General features: G+C 72.4%; 15 protein-coding genes. 11 read left to right on the top strand and 4 right to left on the bottom strand.

Features of this window, described 5'->3' with window-relative positions:
- The 4 genes from LCD31_RS12420 to LCD31_RS12405 form a co-directional block, all read left to right on the top strand.
- On the top strand, positions 1-579 hold a 579-nt coding region (locus tag LCD31_RS12420; protein WP_224958158.1), incomplete at its 5' end, for a LuxR C-terminal-related transcriptional regulator.
- Positions 576-1,763 (top strand): glycosyltransferase, encoded by a 1,188-nt coding sequence (locus tag LCD31_RS12415; RefSeq protein ID WP_224958157.1) that lies wholly within the window; start codon positions 576-578, stop codon positions 1,761-1,763. The genes LCD31_RS12420 and LCD31_RS12415, both read left to right, overlap by 4 nt.
- Before the next feature lie 107 nt (positions 1,764-1,870).
- Entirely contained in the window at positions 1,871-2,602 is a 732-nt protein-coding gene (locus LCD31_RS12410) for a hypothetical protein (RefSeq protein ID WP_224958156.1), read from the top strand.
- Positions 2,603-2,633: 31 nt separating this feature from the next.
- Complete coding sequence (locus LCD31_RS12405) at positions 2,634-3,302, top strand: response regulator transcription factor (RefSeq protein WP_224958155.1); 669 nt, start codon at positions 2,634-2,636, stop codon at positions 3,300-3,302.
- A gap of 73 nt (positions 3,303-3,375) precedes the next feature.
- Here LCD31_RS12405 and LCD31_RS12400 read toward each other — a convergent pair whose 3' ends face one another.
- Entirely contained in the window at positions 3,376-4,917 is a 1,542-nt protein-coding gene (locus LCD31_RS12400) for an acetolactate synthase large subunit (protein WP_224958154.1), read from the bottom strand.
- 375 nt (positions 4,918-5,292) lie between these two features.
- On the opposite strand from LCD31_RS12400, the gene LCD31_RS12395 reads away from it, so the two are divergent.
- On the top strand, positions 5,293-6,195 hold the full coding sequence (locus LCD31_RS12395) for an alpha/beta hydrolase-fold protein (protein WP_224958153.1): 903 nt from the start codon (positions 5,293-5,295) through the stop codon (positions 6,193-6,195).
- A gap of 46 nt (positions 6,196-6,241) precedes the next feature.
- On the opposite strand, the gene LCD31_RS12390 is transcribed toward LCD31_RS12395, so the two are convergent.
- The 3 genes from LCD31_RS12390 to LCD31_RS12380 form a co-directional block, all read right to left on the bottom strand.
- Positions 6,242-7,081: an alpha/beta fold hydrolase gene (locus tag LCD31_RS12390; protein ID WP_224958152.1), complete on the bottom strand. Its 840-nt coding sequence runs from the start codon at positions 7,079-7,081 to the stop codon at positions 6,242-6,244.
- Positions 7,082-7,158: 77 nt separating this feature from the next.
- A complete protein-coding gene (locus LCD31_RS12385; protein WP_224958151.1) occupies positions 7,159-8,223 on the bottom strand; it encodes an aldose 1-epimerase family protein in 1,065 nt (354 codons plus the stop codon).
- Between the two features lie 116 nt (positions 8,224-8,339).
- Positions 8,340-10,079, bottom strand: coding sequence for a glycoside hydrolase family 2 protein (locus tag LCD31_RS12380; RefSeq protein WP_224958150.1), 1,740 nt, complete (start codon positions 10,077-10,079; stop codon positions 8,340-8,342).
- Positions 10,080-10,495: 416 nt separating this feature from the next.
- Here LCD31_RS12380 and LCD31_RS12375 point away from each other — a divergent pair, with 416 nt between their 5' ends.
- The 6 genes from LCD31_RS12375 (at position 10,496) to LCD31_RS12350 (ending at position 18,159) form a co-directional block, all read left to right on the top strand.
- Positions 10,496-12,220 carry an AMP-binding protein gene (locus tag LCD31_RS12375; protein ID WP_374108033.1) on the top strand — a complete coding sequence of 575 codons (1,725 nt, stop codon included), beginning with the start codon at positions 10,496-10,498 and terminating at the stop codon, positions 12,218-12,220.
- Between the two features lie 232 nt (positions 12,221-12,452).
- On the top strand, positions 12,453-13,100 hold the full coding sequence (locus LCD31_RS12370) for an MSMEG_1061 family FMN-dependent PPOX-type flavoprotein (protein WP_224958149.1): 648 nt from the start codon (positions 12,453-12,455) through the stop codon (positions 13,098-13,100).
- 244 nt (positions 13,101-13,344) lie between these two features.
- Positions 13,345-13,713 carry a hypothetical protein gene (locus LCD31_RS12365; RefSeq protein ID WP_224958148.1) on the top strand — a complete coding sequence of 123 codons (369 nt, stop codon included), beginning with the start codon at positions 13,345-13,347 and terminating at the stop codon, positions 13,711-13,713.
- A 285-nt stretch (positions 13,714-13,998) separates the two neighbouring features.
- Positions 13,999-15,708, top strand: a complete 1,710-nt coding sequence (locus LCD31_RS12360; protein ID WP_224958147.1) for a class I SAM-dependent methyltransferase — start codon at positions 13,999-14,001, stop codon at positions 15,706-15,708.
- A 132-nt stretch (positions 15,709-15,840) separates the two neighbouring features.
- Positions 15,841-17,043, top strand: a complete 1,203-nt coding sequence (gene metK, locus LCD31_RS12355) for a methionine adenosyltransferase (RefSeq protein ID WP_308011273.1) — start codon at positions 15,841-15,843, stop codon at positions 17,041-17,043.
- A 141-nt stretch (positions 17,044-17,184) separates the two neighbouring features.
- A complete protein-coding gene (locus tag LCD31_RS12350) occupies positions 17,185-18,159 on the top strand; it encodes a carbohydrate kinase family protein (RefSeq protein WP_224958144.1) in 975 nt (324 codons plus the stop codon).
- Positions 18,160-18,257 lie beyond the last annotated feature (98 nt).

Genomic DNA, 18,257 nt, shown 5'->3' with positions numbered 1-18,257 from the left:
GGGGCGGCCGGGTGGGTGCCGAAGGAGTGCGGGGTGGACGAGCTGACCACCGTGCTGCGCGGCGTGTGCCGCGGCCACGCCTGGTACCCGCCGGAACTGCTCGGGGAGGTCCTGCGCGGGCTGCGGGCCGACGTGGTGCGCGCCGCCCGCAGGGACGGTCCGCTGGACGTGCTCAGCGACCGGGAGCTGGACGTGCTGCGCGGCATGGTCGAGGGCAAGCGCGGCAGCCGCATCGCCGCGGAGCTGCGGATCTCCGCCGAGACGGTGCGCACCCACACCCGCAGCATCCTCGCGAAGCTGCGGGTGCACTCCCAGCTGGAGGCCGTGAGCGTGGCCGCCGCGGCGGGGCTGCGCGCTCCCGGGCAACCGGGCGCTCCCGGGCAGCCGGACGTCTCCGGGCAGCCGCGCGCTCCCGGGCGACCGAACACCTCCGGATCGCTGGACGTTCCCGGGCAGCTCGCAGCTTCCGGGCCACCGAGCACGTCGGGACCACCGGGCGCCGCCGGAGCGTCCGGCGAACCGCGCGCCCCCGGCGAGATCGGCACGATCGACCGGCCCTCCCCGCCGGACCGGCGATGAACCGCCCGCCGCGCGTCGCCACCGTGATCACCCGGCTCGAAGGCGGGGCGGGGGCGATGGCGCTGCGCGGCGCGCTCGCGCTGGACCGGCGCGAGTTCGACGTCACCGTCATCACCGGCAGCGGCGGCCGGTTGCTGCGGGACGCCGCGGCGGCGGGCGCCGCCTGCGTCCTCGAACCGTCGCTGCGCGCCCCGATCGCCCCCGCCGACGACCTGCGCGCGCTGCTGCGGCTGACGGCGCTGCTGCGGCGCGGTTCCTTCGACGTGGTGCACACCCACTGCGCCAAGGCCGGCGCGCTCGGCCGGGTCGCCGCGGTCCGCGCCGGGATGCGGCGGATCGTGCACTCCTACCACGGCTTCCCGTTCCACGAGTTCCAGCGCGCCCCGCGGCGGCGGACCTACCTGGCGGTGGAGCGCGCGCTGGGGCGGGTCACCGACGTGGCGCTGTGCGTCGGGACCGGGGTCGCGGTGGAAGCGGTGCGGCGCGGGCTGATCGCCCCGGACCGGGTCCGCACCACCGGGGTCGCGGTGCCACCGGTGCCCGTCGACCCGAAGCGGGCGCGCCGCGAGCTGGGGCTGCCCGCCGCGGCGGTCGTCGTCGGCGCCGTCGGCAGACTCGTCTACCAGAAGGCCCCGGAGGACTGGGTGGCCGCGTTGGCGGCGCTGCGGCGCCCGGACGTGACCGGGGTGTGGATCGGCGACGGGGAGCGGGCCGCGCGGGTGCGGGCGGCCGCGGCGCGGCTCGGGGCGCGCGTGGTGCTGGCCGGGGACCGCGCGGACGCGCCGGAGCTGGTGCCCGCGTTCGACGTGTTCGTCCAGCCCAGCCGCTACGAGGGGCTGCCGCTGGCGGTGGTGGAGGCGATGAGCGCGGGCGTGCCGGTGGTGGCCACCGCGGTGAACGCGATCGGCGACGTCGTGGTGCCCGGGGTGACGGGCCTGCTGGTTCCCCCGGCCCGCCCGGACCTGCTGGCCTCCGCGGTGTCCCGGCTGCTGGCCGACCCGGAACTGGCCGCCGGGCTCGCCACCGCCGCGCGGCAGCGGGTGCTCGGCGCGCACACCGCGGCGGCCCTGGCCGCCGACCTCGCCGCCGCCTACCGCGGCGAGCCGGTGACCGCCGCCGCGACCGGGTCGGACCGGTTCGGCGGGCCGGTGGAGCCGCCGCGCCACATCCGTGACCTGCGGTGACGGTCATCCCCTGAAGGTATGAGACTGCAACGAGCGGGCAGTGCCGACGCGAAGTCCGGGTAGCGCGGCCCGCCGGCCGCGGCGTCTCGGAGCGGAGGGGAGCGGTGGTGCGAACCGGATCCTTGCCCGCGCCTGCACCGCCCGGAGCGGACCGGTGGCTGCGCGGCTTGCTGCACGACCTGGGGCACGGCCTGGCGGCCGCGTCCTACTTGACCGAGGGCATGCGCTCGGAAGCGGAACTGCCCGCGCAGGCCCGCGACCGGTTGGAGCTGGTGCACCAGGAGCTGGTGCGCCTGCTGGAGCTGGTCTCGGCGGGCGGCGCCCCGGGCGAACCGGTGGCGGTGGAACTGCGCGGGCTGCTCGGCGGGCTCGCCGCGTCCCGCGCGGGAGCCGGTGCGCCGACGCTGCTGGTGCACCCGGGCGCCCCGGTGCACGTGCGCGCCGACCCGGCGGCGGTGTGGCGGATGCTGGCGAACCTGCTGGACAACGCGGCGCGCGCGGCGGGGGGGGGGGGGGGGGGGGGGGGGGGGGGCCCCCCCCCCCCCCCCCCGGCCGGGGGGGGGGGGGGGGGCCGCCGGGGGCCCCCCCGCCGCCCCCCCGCGGCGCGGGGGGGGGCCCGGGGGGGGGGGGGGCGCGGGGGCCCCCCCCCCCCCCGGGGCGGGGCGGTGACGGCGGAGGTCGTCGACGACGGCCCCGGTCTCGGCCGCGCACCCGCCGCGGGCAGCGGGCTCGGCCTGGGCATCGTGACCGCGCTGGCGCAGTCCTGCGGTGCGCGGCTGCACCTGGATCCGGCGCCGCGGCGGGGGACGCGGGCTCGGCTGGTGTTCCCGGCGGCGTGAGGCTCGCACGGGGCGACGATGGGGGAGAGCGATGGGGGACGGTTCGACGCGGGTGCTGCTCGGCGACGACCACGCGATCTTCGTGGACGCGCTGGTCTCGGCGCTGTCCGCACGCGGGTTCCCGGTGGTCGGCACCGCGGGTTCGATCGCGGCCACGGTCGCCGCGGTGCGCAGGCTGGCCCCGGACATCTGCTTGCTGGACCGGTTCTTCGGCGACGGGGACGGGGTGGCGCGGCTCGCGGAGGTGCGAGCCGCCGGGCCGGCCACGAAGGTCGTGGTGCTCACCGCCGACGGGGACGCTCGCGGAGTGCGCGGCGCGCTGGCGGTGGGCGCGGCGGGGTACGTGAACAAGATGTGCGGGCTGTCGAACCTGCTGGACGCGCTCACCGCGGTCGCGGCGGGGGAGACCGTCGTGGCGCTGGCCGCGTCCCGCGTCCCCGCCCAGCAGCAGCGCGGCGGTGCGGCCGACGCGCGGCGGCTCGCCTCCTACCTGACCGCCCGCGAACGCGAGTGCCTCGGCATGCTCACCGAGGGGGCGCAGACGGCGACGATGGCGAAGTCGCTGGGGGTGTCCCCGGCGACGGTGCGCACCCACGTGCAGGCGGTGCTCACCAAGCTCGGCGTGCACTCCCGCCTCGAAGCCGCCTCCCTCGCCCTCCGCCACGACCTGATCGCCGCACCGCAGCGCTGCGTCAAGTGAGGCCGGTGGACCGGCCCGTTCGACCGGCCCGCTCGACCGGCGCAGCGGGACGAACGGGCCGGGTCGCGGCGGGTCAGGGCAGGACGGCTTCGATGAGGTGCGGTCCGGGTTCGGCGGTGGCGCGGCGCAGGGCGGTGCGGAGCTCCTCGCCGGTGGTGGCGCGCACGGCGGGGACGCCGAAGCCGGTGGCCAGCGCGACCCAGTCGGCGCCGGGATCGGCGAGGCTGGTCATGCCGGTCGCCGCGGGCCCCGGACGGCGCACCCCGGCGCGGCCGAGCTCGGCCTCCAGGATGCGGTACCGGGAGTTCGCGCAGATCACGGTCGTCACGTCGAGCCCTTCCCTGGCCTGCGTCCACAACCCCTGCAGCGTGTAGGCGGCGCTGCCGTCGGCCTGCAAGGTGACGACCGGCCGGTCGGGGGCGGCGAGCGCGGCGCCGGTGGCGACCGGGATGCCCATGCCGATCGCCCCGCCGGTCAGCGCGAGCTCGGTGTGTGCGGGCGCGGCACCGGCGACCGCCGGGTAGGCCGCGGCGGCGGTGACGCCCTCGTTGACGATGATCGCCCCGTCGGGCTGTTCGAGCGCGATGGCGCTGGCGACGGCCTTCGCGTGCAGCTCGCCCTCCGGCGGGCGCAGCACCGGCTGCTCGCGGGCGGGAGGTTCCGCGTCGGCCCCGGCCGCCTCGGCGAGCGCGGCCAGCGCGCCGACGGCGTCCTCGTCGAGGTCGGCGAGGGTGTGCACCTGGACGTGCTCGGGCACCGGAACGCTCGGCTGGCCCTGGTAGCCGAAGAACGACACCGGGACGCCGGTGCCGACGAGCACCAGGTGGGTGTGCTCGGCGAGCGCGGCGAGCGTGTCCTCCGGGAAGTACGGCAGCGAGCGGACGGTGGGCACGCCGGGGCCGCGTTCCAGGCGCGCCGGGTTCCGCTCGGCGAACACCCGCCCGCCGGTGGCGGCGGCGATCCGCGCGCCCTGCTGCAGCCCCTCCGCGCCCAGCGCCTCCCCGCCGAGCAACAGCACCGGGCGGCCCGGCCCGGCGAGCAGCTTCGCGATCCCCGCGACCCGCTGCTCGTCCACAGTGGATCGATCCGGTTCCGCCGGGATCGCGGGGACTTCGCCGCCATCGGTCCACATGTGGTCGGCGGCGGCGATCAGCGTCGCGGGCATCCGCTCGCGCAGCGCGGCCTGCCGGACTTCGAGGAATTCGCCCGCGGCAGCCGCGGTGCTCGTCGTGCGGAGCACCCGGCACGACACCGGCCGCGCCAGCGAATCGATGTCGGCGGCGAGCGGCGCGTCCGCGGCCTGGTGCCAGGTGGCGTGCTCGCCGATCACGTTGAGCACCGGCGTGCGGGCGCGTCGCGCGTTGTGCAGGTTCGCGATCCCGTTGGCGAAGCCCGGACCCAGGTGCAGCAGCGTCATCGCCGGTCGCCCGGTGATCCGCGCGTAGCCGTCGGCGGCGCCGGTCACCACGCCCTCCGCGAGGCCGAGCACCGTTCGGATGCCGCCGACCGAGTCGAACGCCTCCACCAGCGGAAGTTCCGTCGTGCCCGGGTTCGCGAAGCACGTCGTCACGCCCGCCTCGCGGGCCGCGGTGAGCAGGCTCTCCGCACCGTTCACACCCGTTCCCCTCTCCACTCGGTTCCCAGGTCATGCTGCAACCGGCCAGCCTCGCGGACAACCACTGACTCCGACTTCGCGTCATCTGTTGCGTGGTGCTCGGGTGGCGGAACCTCAGCGGCCCCCTCGCTGCGGATCGTTCTCACAGGTGGCTCCGCCACATGCGACAACGCTGTCCTCGCGAGGGAACCGCTGAGAACCCGCGGGTGGTCCGGTTGCGTGCGTGGTCGCTGCTCATCGGCTTCGCCGCTGACAAGACACCGCCACGACCCGCAGGGCCGGTTCGGAGGCGTGGCGGTGGCCGCACTGCGCAACACGAGTCGAGGGGCGACCAGTAAAGTGTTCGCGGGACGTTGACGACGTGGTGGCAGGCGAATGCGGAACGTGAGACTGGGGCGGCGGAGCCTGCTGTCCTTGATGGGTGCGACGGCGGTCGGTGCGACCGCGGCGGCGTGCGGGCGCTCGAACCCGGGGGTCGCCACGGCCGAGGCGCCGCTGCGCAGACCGATGCCCCGGACCCCGGCGGCGACCGGGCCGGTGCTCCGGGTCGACACCGAGCGGTCCTACTACCGGGACGGGGACGTGCAGCTCATGTTCGCGTTCCCGAACGGGCTGGAGGCCACCGAGAACCTGCCGATCGTGCTGTACCTGCACGGCAGGGATGGGATGAGCCCCACCCCGATCCCGTACGAGACGCTGAGCAAGCTCGAAACCGAGTACGCCGGCGGCGCCATCCCGCCGTTCGGCCTGCTGGCGGTGGACGGCGGCTTCAACTCGTACTGGAACGACGGCTCCGCCAACGGCGACCTGCTCAGCATGCTGCTGGAAGAGGTCCCGGCCTGGCTGCGGTCCCGCCACCTCGGCGACCGCGACGGGCTGCCGTTCGCCGTCGCCGGAATATCGACCGGCGGCTTCGGCGCGCTGAACTACGCGGCCGAACGCACCCAGGTGGGCCTGCCCGTGGAGGCCGCGGCGCTGCTGGCACCCGCGCTGCCCGTGACCTGGGAGCTGATGAACGAGAAGGGCGTGTTCGCCACCGAGCAGGAGTGGCACGAGCACGACCCGCTGCGCCACACCGACCGGCTCGGCGACGTCCCGCTCGGCCTCTGGGTCGGCGACGTCGACGTGTACCGGGAAGGCGCCGAGCAGCTGGCCGCGGAGCACCCGAACACGCCGGTGATGTCGGTGCTGCCCGGCGGGCACGACGGATCGGTGTTCGACGCGGTCGGCTCGGAGATGCTGCGGTTCCTCGCGACCGGGGTGTCCGCGGAGGGCTGACCGGAGAGCGGGGCCGCGGGTGGTCAACCCGCCCTCCGGGCCCCGCTCACGCCTCCTGGTGGGCGATGAGGTGTTCCAGGACGAACCGGGTCAACTCCTCCGGTGCCTGTTCCGGGACCCAGTGCGAGACGTCCTCGACCATCTCGAACCGGTAGTCGCCGTCGACGTGGTCGCCGGTGGCCAGCGCCGCCGTGGAGCCGAGCGCGGCGTCCTCGGTGCTCCACACGTACAGCGTAGGCACCTGGATCCGCCCGATGGGCCCGGCGAACTTCGCCGCGCGGTACCAGTTCAGCGCGGCGTCCAGCGCGCCCGGTTCGGTGAAGCGCTGCACGTACTCCTCGACGTGCGGCTCCGGGATCTTGTACTCGTAGATCCGGCGCAACCGCCGCGCGCCGTCCTCCAGCAGCTGCTTGTCGGAGCCGGAGCGGCGGAACACCTGCATGTACTCGGAGCGTCGCTGCTGGTCCTCGTCCTCGCGCAGCGCGCGGGCGAACGCGTCCAGGTGCGGCACGGACACCGCGGTGAGCGTCGTGATCCGCTCCGGGTGGGCCGCGGCGACCGACCAGGCCACCGCCGCACCCCAGTCGTGCCCGACCACGTCGAACCGGTCCCAGCCGAGCCGGTTGGCGATGGCGAGCACGTCGCCGACCAGCGCCTCCATCCGGTACTCGAAGACCTCCGCCGGGCGCACTCCAGGGGAGTAACCGCGCTGGTCGGGCGCCACGGCGTGGCAGCCCGCGCCGCCGAGCACGGCGAGCTGCTCCCGCCACTCGATGGCGGCCTGCGGGAACCCGTGCAGCAGCAGGACGGGGCGGTCGCCTTCGGCGCCGGCGCTGAGCGCGTCGAAGGTGCCCGCCGGGGTGGGGATCTGGATGTAGTCGGCCACGACTGCACTGTAGGACTTCGGCCGTCGCCCCGGTCCGCGCGGTGGCGGGCGGTGCCACCGCGCGGGCGGGCGGCGGACTACTCCTCGATGCGGTAGCCCCAGCTGCCGCGGTGTTCCTGCCCGGGACGCAGCACGATCAATCCGTCACCGGTGACGAAAGCGTTGGGGGCGCACGTCATCGGCTCCACGGTGATGCCGGAGCGCGCGGGCCGGTCGGTCTCCGGCGAGTCGTCGGTGTAGACCTGCAGGTAGCCGTGCGTGCGGTCCACCCACAGCGCCACCTCGCTCCCATCCGACCGTCCGAACCGGACGGTCGCGGTGCCCTCGGCGTCCCGGGCCAGGTCGGTGAACGCGGTGTCCATCACCGTCGACCCGATCGGCCGCGCCGCGCGGAAGTCGAACTCGCCGCCCGCCACCGGGGAGGTGCCGGTGGGCAGCAGCCGGTCGTCCACCTCGTAGTAGGTGTCCGCGGGCAGCTCCAGCACGAGGTCGTCGAGGGGGCCGGTGCCCGCCGCCAGGTAGGTGTGGTTCGCCGTGGCGAACGGGGCGTCGCCGGAGCCGATGTTGCGCGCGGACAGCGTGCTGCGGAACCCGCCGCGCTCCAAGGCGAACTCGATGCGGAACGCCAGCTGGAACGGGTAGCCGTAGTGCGGCGGCAGCACGTGCTCCAGCACCACGCGGTCCCGCCGGTGCTCCACCGGACTCCACTCGGTGAAGCCCATCAGGCCGTGCAGCGCGCAGTCGCGTTCCGGCTCGTTGATCGGCACCTGCAACCGCTCGCCGCCGAACTCGTAGCTGCCGCCGTCGATGCGGTTCGCCCACGGCAGCAGCGTCTTGCCCTGCCAGCCCTCGCCGAGCTCGTCGGCGCCGTGGGTCAGCAGCATCTCGGTCCCGTCGACCTGCCAGGACAGCATCGTCGCCGCCACGCCCGCGACCACGGCGGTGTGCCGCCCGGAGCGCAGCTCGTAGAGCCTGCCGTGCATCGACCTCCCGGCACCGGCCGGGGGGTCCGCCGCGGCGCGCCCGGCACCGGGCAGCGCCCCGGCCGCGGCGGTCAGCCCGGCCGCGCCGGCCGCGGCGAGCGCGGCACCGCCCAACGATCGCCTGCTCCACCTGGTGGGGGAACCGTGCTCCTGGGACATCGTCGTCCTCCTCGTCGCGGGAATCCGTTGCTGCGGTGGAAAGAACGCCCCGGCCGGTAGTGGGTCCGGCGGGGGCGTCGCTCACGGGGTGGCCGGGTCGACCACGCCCCGACCGATCACGGGGTGCCCGCGTCGATCACGGCCCGGTTCGCGGCGCGCACCGCCTCCAGGTCCGGCTTCAGGATCTGCCGGTCGTAGGTGAAGAAGCCGTTCACCTCGTTCTCCACGTCGGTGGTCTGCGTGTAGACCGACGCCGACAGCCCCTTCTCACCGATGATGCGCACCAGGTCGTCGTGCACCTCCTGGTAGCGGCGGGTCAGGTCCGCGCGGGTGTCGACGATCTCGTAGGACGAGGGCTCACCGGGCCACAGGTGGCCGTCCTCGACGAGACCCAGCCCGCCGTACTCGCCGTCCACCGAGGCGCGGTCTCCGGTCACGTCCGGCGCGCCGGGGCCGACGTAGGTGTGGTCGTCGTAGATGTGCCCGGCACCGGTGTCCGGCAGCGAGTCGCAGCAGTTCACGCCGCTGGCCGCGTTCACCAGCCGGGTCGGGTCCTGCGCTTCGACCTGCTCGGCGACGCGAGCGGTGTCGAACTCGCCCCAGCCTTCGTTGAACGGCACCCACGTGACGATGGACGGCGAGTTGTGCAGCTGGTCGACGATGTCGGCGGCCTCGGCCTCGAAGTTCGCCTTCGCTTCGTCGCCGGGGGTCTGCCCGTTGACCAGCGCGGGGATGTCCTGCCACACCAGCAGGCCCAGCTGGTCGGCGTGGTAGTACCAGCGGGCGGGCTCCACCTTGATGTGCTTGCGCACCATGTTGAAGCCGAGTTCCTTGGTCTGCTCCAGGTCGAAGCGCAGGGCCTCGTCGGTCGGCGCGGTGAAGATGCCGTCCGGCCAGTAGCCCTGGTCCAGCGGGCCGTGCTGGAACAGGATCTTCCCGTTCAGCGCGAGCCGCGGCCTGCCCTGCTCGTCGTCGACGAGCCCGATGGAGCGCATCCCGGCGTAGCTGCCGACCTCGTCGACGGGCTGCCCGTCCTCGCCGAGCAGCCGCACCGCCACGTCGTAGAGGTACGGGTCGTCCGGCGACCACAGGTGCGGATCCGGCACTTCCAGGCGCACGTCCTGGCCGGCCTCACCGGTGGCGGTGGCGACCTCCGCGCCGCCGTCCCGCTCGCTGAGCACGACTTCGACCCGGCCGCCCCGCGAACCGTCCGCGCGCACGGCGAGGCTGCTCGACGCCAGGTCCGGGGTGATCTCGAGGTCGGTGATGTGCGCGTCGGCGACCGGCTCCATCCACACCGTCTGCCAGATGCCGGAGGCGCCGGTGTAGAAGATGCCGCTGGGGTCGTTGCGCTGCTTGCCGACCGGGAACGGGGAATCCTCGTTGCGGTCCTCGACCGCGACGGTCAGCTGCTGCGGGCCCTCGCCGGTGAGCGCGTCGGTGACGTCGGCGCTGAACTCGGTGAAGCCGCCCTGGTGGGTGGCGACCTCCTGGCCGTTGACGCTGACGGTCGCCTGCTGGTCCACGGCGCCGAAGTGCAGCAGCACCCGCTGCCCGGACCAGTCCGCGGGCACCTCGAACTCGCGCTGGTACAGCAGGTGATCGTCGTGGCGCTGGATCCCGGACAGGCCGGACTCCGGCGGGTAGGGCACCAGGATCTGCTCGTCGGTCTCGGCGGGCGGGGAGTCGGATCCGGCGAAGTCCCACAGCCCGTTGAGGTTCTGCCAGCGTTCGCGCGTGAGCTGTGGGCGCGGGTAGTCGGGCAGGGCGTTGTCCGGGCCGACCTGGTCGGTCCACGGGGTCGCCAGCGGCGGGTCCTTCGGTTCCCATGCGGCGGGTTCGGCCAGAGCGGGCATGCCGGTCACGGTAGCGAGCATGGCGGCGCCGATCAGAGCGCCGACGCGGAATCGGACTAGTGGTCGGCGGGTCAACGCGCGGCGGTGCACGTGGCCTCCTGGTGGATTCGAGCCGGTGGGGGAGGGGACGGGTCGAGTCGGCTCGCGCCGATCGGTGCAGCCCCCAGGCGCCGCGGCTCGCGCTCGCGCCCCCGGAGACGGTGAAAAAGGACGAAAGCGAAGCCACAACAAGCAACAAGAATGACCATGACCACACGTGAAGTCAACGGCACCACCCGAATGCCCGCGCATCGGACCAACGCCATGGATCTGATCGGGTGTGCCGGTTAAGTTGGTCCGGCGCGCGGGCGATCGTCCGAACGGGACGGTCGGCGGCCGCGCGGCACGTGCACCCGGTGGCCGAGGAGGACGCGGACGTGACCGAGCAGACCGATGCGGGCGCGGTGGCGGCGGGACCCGGTGGCGTCGAGTTCCTCGCTGCCCGGGACCTGCTGCTGAACACGCGCGAGGACTACGCCGCCGCCAGGGACGCGTTCCGCTGGCCGCGTCCCGCCGAGTTCAACTGGGCGCTGGACTGGTTCGACACCATCGCCGGGCGCCAGGACCGCACCGCGCTGTGGATCGTCGAATCCGACGGCTCCGAGCGGAAGTTCTCCTTCGGCGAGCTGTCCCGCCGCTCGAACCAGGTCGCGAACTGGCTGCGCGGGCTCGGCGTGGCCCGCGGCGACCGGCTGATCCTCATGCTCGGCAACCAGGTCGAGCTGTGGGAGACCATCCTCGCCGCGATGAAGCTCGGCGCGGTGATCATCCCGGCGACGCCGCTGCTGGGGCCCGCGGACCTGCGCGACCGCGTCGACCGCGGCGCCGCGAAGCACGTGGTGACGACCTCCGCTCACGCGCCGAAGTTCGCCGACGTGCCCGGGGACTACACCCGGATCGCGGTCGGCGGCGCCGACGGCTGGCACGCCTACGCCGACAGCGCGGCGGCCGCGGAGACCTTCGAACCGGACGGACCGACCTCGGCGGCGGACCCGCTGCTGCTGTACTTCACCTCCGGCACCACCGCGAAGCCGAAGCTGGTCGAGCACACCCACGTCTCCTACCCGGTCGGGCACCTGTCCACGATGTACTGGATCGGGCTGGAACCGGGCGACGTGCACCTGAACATCTCCTCGCCGGGCTGGGCGAAGCACGCGTGGAGCAACGTGTTCGCGCCGTGGAACGCCGAAGCGACGGTGTTCATCCACAACTACGAGCGCTTCGACGCGACCGCCCTGCTCGGCGAGATGCAGCGCTGCGGCGTGACCAGCTTCTGCGCCCCGCCGACGGTGTGGCGGATGCTCATCCAGGCCGACCTGAGCGCGCTGCGCACCCCGCCGCGCAAGGTGCTGGGCGCGGGCGAGCCGCTGAACCCGGAGGTGATCGAGCAGGTCCGCCGCGCCTGGGGCGTGACCATCCGGGACGGCTTCGGCCAGACCGAGACCAGCGTGCAGGTCGCCAACACGCCCGGCCAGGAGCTCAAGCCCGGCTCGATGGGGCGGGCGCTGCCCGGCTTCGAGGTGGCGCTGATCGATCCCGCGACCGGTGCGGAGGCCGAGGAGGGCGAGATCTGCCTGCGGCTGGACCCGCGCCCGGTCGGCCTGATGACCGGCTACGCCGACGATGCCGAGCGCAACGCCGAGGTGCTGCGCGGCGGCTACTACCACACCGGGGACGTGGGTTCGCGGGACGCGGACGGCTACATCACCTACGTGGGCCGCACCGACGACGTGTTCAAGGCATCGGACTACCGGATCTCGCCGTTCGAGCTGGAGAGCGTGCTGCTGGAGCACGAGGCGGTCGCCGAGGCCGCGGTGGTGCCGTCCCCGGACCCGATCCGGTTGGCGGTGCCGAAGGCGTACGTGGTGCTCGCCGCGGGCTGGGAGCCGGGGGAGGCCACGGCGCTGGCGATCCTGCGCTTCGCCCGCGAGCACCTCGCCCCGTACAAGCGGATTCGCCGCCTGGAGTTCACCGAGCTGCCGAAGACGATCTCCGGCAAGATCCGCCGCGTCGAGCTGCGCACCCGCGAGGAGGAGATCCACGCGGAGCCGTCCCCCGCGGGCGAGTACCGCGAGGAGGACTTCCCGGACCTCAAGTCCTGATCGCGTCGGTTCCCGCGCCGGGCGGTGCCGTTCGGCCGTCCGGCGCGACGACGTTCCTGCGCCGTCGACCCGCGCCCGCCGGCGGGTCCGGGCGGCACGGGGTGCGTTCGGCGGCCGTCCCGGTGCTCCGGGCGGTCCCGGTGACGCAGCACCATGGTCCAATCCGGTCTGGTTAGGGTAACCTAACACTCGATCCCGGGGGTGGGATCGTGCCGATGACCGGGGAGGCGACGTGGACGGTCGCGACATCACCGAGGCGGATCCGGACGTGGTGAGCTCCGAGGAGCAGCTGCGCGAGATCATCGCCGAACCGCACCGGGCCATCGCCGAGAAGGCGATCGACCACGTGGACGAGCAGTCCGCGCTGTTCCTGCGCGCCTCCCCGTTCTTCGTGCTGGCCACCACGTGCCCGGACGGTTCGATGGACGTCTCACCGCGCGGCGACGCGCCCGGCGGGGTGCTGGTGGCCGAGGAGGGCCGGGCGCTGGTGTTCGCCGACCGCAAGGGCAACCGGCGGCTGGACAGCCTGCGCAACGTCCTGCGGCACCCGCAGGTGGGCATGCTGTTCTTCGTCCCCGGCTCGAACGACACGTTGCGGGTCAACGGCACCGCCACCGTCCTGCGCGGTGGGCCGCACCTCGACGAGCTGGCGGTGGACGGCAAGCGCCCGGACCTGGCGATCCGGGTGCGGGTCGACGAGCTGTACCTGCACTGCGCGAAGGCGTTCCTGCGGTCCTCGCTGTGGGACCCGGCGAGCTGGCCGGAACCCGGCACGGTGCCGAGCGCGGGGCGCATCGCGAAGAGCCAGGCGGGCAGCCGGATGCCGGAGTCGGTGTTCAACGCCGCGCTCAAGCTCGACGCCCGTTTCCGGAAGTACTGACCCCTCCGCTCGCACGTCCGGCGGAGGTCGGATGGGCGCGGCGCGGGGGAGCGGAATTCGGGTGAGACTTGTCTCCGGCCGGGAGCGGCCGCCATTCGCGGGGATCAATTCAGAATTCGCCGAATTCGTGCCGATCCAGTTCGGCTCCCGGGAGCGCGGGCGGCCGGTGCGGTCCGCCGGCGCGGGGGCGCTCCGCGGTCCCCGGGGCTGGACGCGCGTGTGCGCTGCGACGATGGTCCGATCGGTGGAGCAGGTCGGCGGCCGGGCCGGGCAGGCGGACTCAGCGGAAAATCCCGGAAAAACCTCGTCGGGGGCTGGCGCATCGGCCGTGGGCATCGTAACATCCCTAGCTCCCCGGACCGATGTCATCGGCGCAAAAAGGGAAATCGGTACCCGCCGCGAGCCCCGTCCCCGAAGTTTTGTGGGCATTCGCGGTTGCGCTATTCGCTGTTGTCGTGGTAAGTGCTGCGTACGCGATCGTACACACATCGGCGCTGCGGTGCACTTATGCGATCGTGACATGCCGCAAAATGGGGAAGAAAAAACGCTGGTGGCAGCGCATATTTTTACCCAGGGTGACGATGCGAATCACGCTTATATCCCATTGCTGTGATCAGTGTCACATCTCTGCACGCTTGCTTCGGCAACTCATTCGAATAGTTTGGTTACTCGACGCACGGATTTCGCGTCGAGCGCCGGTCGGCAATGGAGCGGGCCGAGTGCGACGACTGGCGTAGGTGCGCGGCCTGAATTCATCGGCCGCCCACGCCGGCGCGTAGGTGTCGCCTTTATTCGAGCGGCGACCCCGCACGACCGCGAGTTGATCTCGACGAGGCGGATTCGCGCGGACTGAGTGGTGCATGAGGCGCATGACCAACGCGAGTGGTGGGAGTGAAGCATGGCCAAGAGCGTGGACGACCTGGCTCAGCACGGTGAACGCGGTGGAGCGGCCGAGGACCCGGCCGAACTGGTGGCCCGCGAGGAGCAGGTCTTCGGCGACAACCCGTTGGAAGTGCGCGAATCCGACCATTACACGCACGAGTACGTCGGCGGGTTCGTCGACAAGTGGGACGACCTGATCGACTGGAAGAAGCGCTACGAGAGCGAGGGCCGGTTCTTCATCGACCAGCTCAAGGCGCGTGGTGTCGAGTCCGTGCTGGACGTCGCCACCGGCACCGGGTTCCACTCGGTGCGGCTGCTGGAGGAGGGCTTCGAGACGGTCAGCGCCGACGGCAGCCCCCAGATGCTGGCCAAGGCGTTCAGCAACGGCCTGACCTACGGCGGGCACATCCTGCGCGTCGTGCACGCCGACTGGCGCTGGCTGAACCGCGACGTGCACGGCGAGTACGACGCCATCATCTGCCTGGGCAACTCGTTCACGCACCTGTTCTCCGAGCGCGACCGGCGCAAGGCCCTGGCCGAGTTCTACGCCATGCTCAAGCACGACGGCGTGCTGATCATCGACCAGCGCAACTACGACGCCATCCTGGACGACGGGTTCTCCAGCAAGCACACCTACTACTACGCGGGTGACGACGTCTCCGCGGAGCCCGACCACGTCGACGAGGGCCTCGCCCGGTTCAAGTACACCTTCCCGGACAAGAGCGAGTTCTTCCTCAACATGTACCCGCTGCGGAAGAACTACGTGCGGCGGCTGCTGCGCGAAGTCGGATTCCAGCGGATCGACACGTACGGCGATTTCCAGGAAACCTACGCCGATCAGGATCCGGACTTCTTCATCCACGTCGCGGAGAAGAACTACCGAACCGAGGAAGAATTGTCGGACGTGTATTCCACGGCGGTGCACACCGCCCGGGATTACTACAATTCCGAGGACGCCGACAACTTCTACTACCACGTGTGGGGCGGCAACGACATCCACGTCGGCGTCTACAACACCCCGGACGAGGACATCGACGCCGCGTCCCGGCGCACCGTGGAGCGCATGGCGAGCAAGGTCGAGATCACCCCGGAGACCCGGATCCTCGACATCGGCTCCGGCTACGGCGGTGCCGCTCGCTACCTGGCCAAGACCTACGGCTGCAAGGTGGCGTGCCTGAACCTCAGCGAGGTGGAGAACGCCCGCAACGTCCAGTTCAACGAGGCCGCGGGCCTCAGCGAGCTCATCGAGGTCAAGGACGGCTCCTTCGAGGACATCCCGTTCCAGGACAACGCCTTCGACCTGGTGTGGTCCCAGGACGCGATCCTGCACAGCGGTGACCGCGAGCGCGTGCTGGAGGAGGTGACCCGGGTGCTGAGCAAGGGCGGTTCGTTCGTGTTCACCGACCCGATGGCCGCCGACACGGCCCGCAAGCGGGACCTGGGTCCGATCCTGGATCGGCTGAACCTGGACACTATGGGTTCGCCCGGCTTCTACCGGCGCGAACTGGCCCGCCTGGGCCTCCAGACGATCGACTTCGAGGACCTCAGCTCGTACCTGCCCGTGCACTACCAGCGCGTGCTGGACGTGCTGGAGTCCCGCGAGTCCGAACTGTCCGACCGCATCGGTGAGGAATATCGCACGAAGATGAAGCGGGGCCTGCGGGCCTGGGTGGAGTCCGGCAACGCCGGAAGCCTGGCATGGGGCATCATCCACGCCCGTGCATGATCATCGATCGTGCGTGCGGTCGGCTCCGCTGGGCCGGTCGGCGGGGTGCCAGTGAGTGGACACTCATGACATCCGTGTCACGAGTGCGCAAGGATCGAAGCAGCCAAAGAAGCTGAGAGGTGAGGTTGAGCCGTGAGTGAGATCAACCGCAGGTTGTTCACCAGTGAGTCCGTGACCGAGGGGCACCCGGACAAGATCTGCGACGCGATCAGCGACTCCGTGCTGGACGCGATGCTGGCCCAGGACCCGCGTTCCCGGGTGGCGGTGGAGACCCTGGTCACGACCGGCCAGGTGCACGTGGCCGGTGAGGTCACCACCGACGCCTACGTCGACATCCCGTCCATCGTGCGGGAGAAGATCCTCGAGATCGGTTACGACTCGTCGTCGAAGGGCTTCGACGGCAACTCCTGCGGCGTGAACATCGCCATCGGCGCGCAGTCCCCCGACATCGGCCAGGGCGTGGACACCGCCCACGAGAGCCGTGTCGAGGGCGTCATCGACGAGATCGCCAAGCAGGGCGCCGGCGACCAGGGCCTGATGTTCGGCTACGCCTGCAACGACACCGACGAGCTGGCGCCGCTGCCCATCACGCTGGCGCACCGGCTCTCCCGTCGCCTGACCGAGGTGCGCAAGGACGGCACGCTGCCGTACCTGCGGGCCGACGGCAAGACCCAGGTGACCATCGAGTACGCCGGGGACCAGCCGGTGCGGCTGGACACCGTCGTGCTGTCCACCCAGCACGCCGAGGACATCGACCTCGACAAGACGCTGACCAAGGACATCAACGAGAAGGTCATCGCGCCCGAGCTGGAGCGTGTCGGCCTGGACACCTCCGACCTGCGCCTGCTGATCAACCCGACCGGCCGGTTCGTGGTCGGCGGTCCGATGGGCGACGCGGGCCTGACCGGCCGCAAGATCATCGTCGACACCTACGGCGGCATGGCCCGCCACGGCGGCGGTGCCTTCTCCGGCAAGGACCCGTCGAAGGTGGACCGCTCCGCGGCCTACGCGACCCGCTGGGTGGCGAAGAACGCGGTGGCGGCCGGGCTGGCCGGGCGCATCGAGGTGCAGGTCGCCTACGCGATCGGCAAGGCCGCCCCGGTCGGGCTGTTCGTGGAGACCTTCGGCACCGAGAACGTCGACCCGGTCAAGATCCAGGCCGCGATCAACGAGGTGTTCGACCTGCGTCCCGCGGCGATCATCCGGGACCTGGATCTGCTGCGCCCGATCTACGCGCAGACCGCCGCCTACGGCCACTTCGGCCGCAGCGACGTCGAACTGCCCTGGGAGAACACCGACCGGGCCGCCGCGCTCAAGAGCGCCGCGGGCATCTGATCGACTAGTGCGGACGAACGCACGGGCTGCCACGGGGCGCGGTACTGCCGCGCCCCGCGGCCCGGTGCGCCCGAGGTATCGAGAAGTTCTCAAGGCCGGTGGCCGACGATGTCGCCGGCCGGCCGAGAAGGAGTTGTTGCAGTGCGGATTGCGGTGACCGGGTCGATCGCCACCGACCACCTGATGTCCTTCCCGGGCAGGATCGCCGAGCAGCTGATCGCGGACCAGCTGGAGCAGGTGTCCCTGTCCTTCCTCGTCGACGAGCTGGAGGTGCGTCGCGGCGGGGTCGCGGCGAACATCACCTTCGGTCTCGGCAAGCTCGGAGTCACCTCGCTGCTGGTCGGCGCGGTCGGCCAGGACTTCGAAGAGTACCGCGCGTGGCTGGAGCGCCACGGAGTGGACACCGCGTCGGTGCACGTGTCCGAGACCAAGCACACGTCCCGGTTCCTGTGCACCACCGACCAGGACTTCAACCAGATCGCCTCGTTCTACCCGGGCGCCATGTCGGAGGCCGCGCAGATCGAGCTCAAGTCCGTCGCGGACCGCGCGGGCGGGCTGGACCTCGTGGTGATCTCCGCGAACGACCCGGACGCGATGGTCAAGTACACCGCGGAATGCCGGGAGCGCGGTTACGCGTTCCTCGCCGACCCCGGCCAGCAGCTGGCCCGGATGGACGGCGAATCGGTCCGCGAACTCGTCCGGGGCGCGAAGTACCTGTTCACCAACGAGTACGAGCACGGCCTGCTGCTGCAGAGCACCGGCTGGAGCCACGACGAGGTGCTCGCCGAGGTCGGCGCCTGGGTGACCTCGCTGGGCGCCAAGGGCCTCAAGGTCGAGTCGGCGGACGCCCCGACCTTCGAGATCCAGCCGCCCAAGGAGAAGCAGAAGGGCGACCCGACCGGTGTCGGCGACGCCCTGCGCGCCGGCTTCCTGGCGGGGCTCTCCGGCGAGCTGAGCGTGGAACGGGCGCTGCAGCTGGGCTGCACGCTGGCGACCGTCTCGCTGGAGACGGACGGGCCGCAGGAGTACGACGTCGAGCGCGAGTCGTTCCTCGCGCGCATCGGTGAGGCGTACGGCGACACCGCCGCCGCCGAGATCGGTTCGAAGCTGCGTTGAGTTCCCCGGGGCGGTGGGGGGGGGGGGGGGGGCCCCCGCCCCCCCCCGCCCCGCCGCCCGGATCGGCCCGCCCGGCGGGGGCGCGGGTATTCAGCGAG

The sequence above is a fragment of the Saccharopolyspora sp. 6M genome (genome assembly GCF_020176775.1).
Lineage (GTDB): Bacteria > Actinomycetota > Actinomycetes > Mycobacteriales > Pseudonocardiaceae > Saccharopolyspora_C > Saccharopolyspora_C gregorii.
The sequence above is the reverse complement of the archived record's forward strand: the minus strand, read 5'-3'. Positions and strand labels throughout refer to the sequence as shown.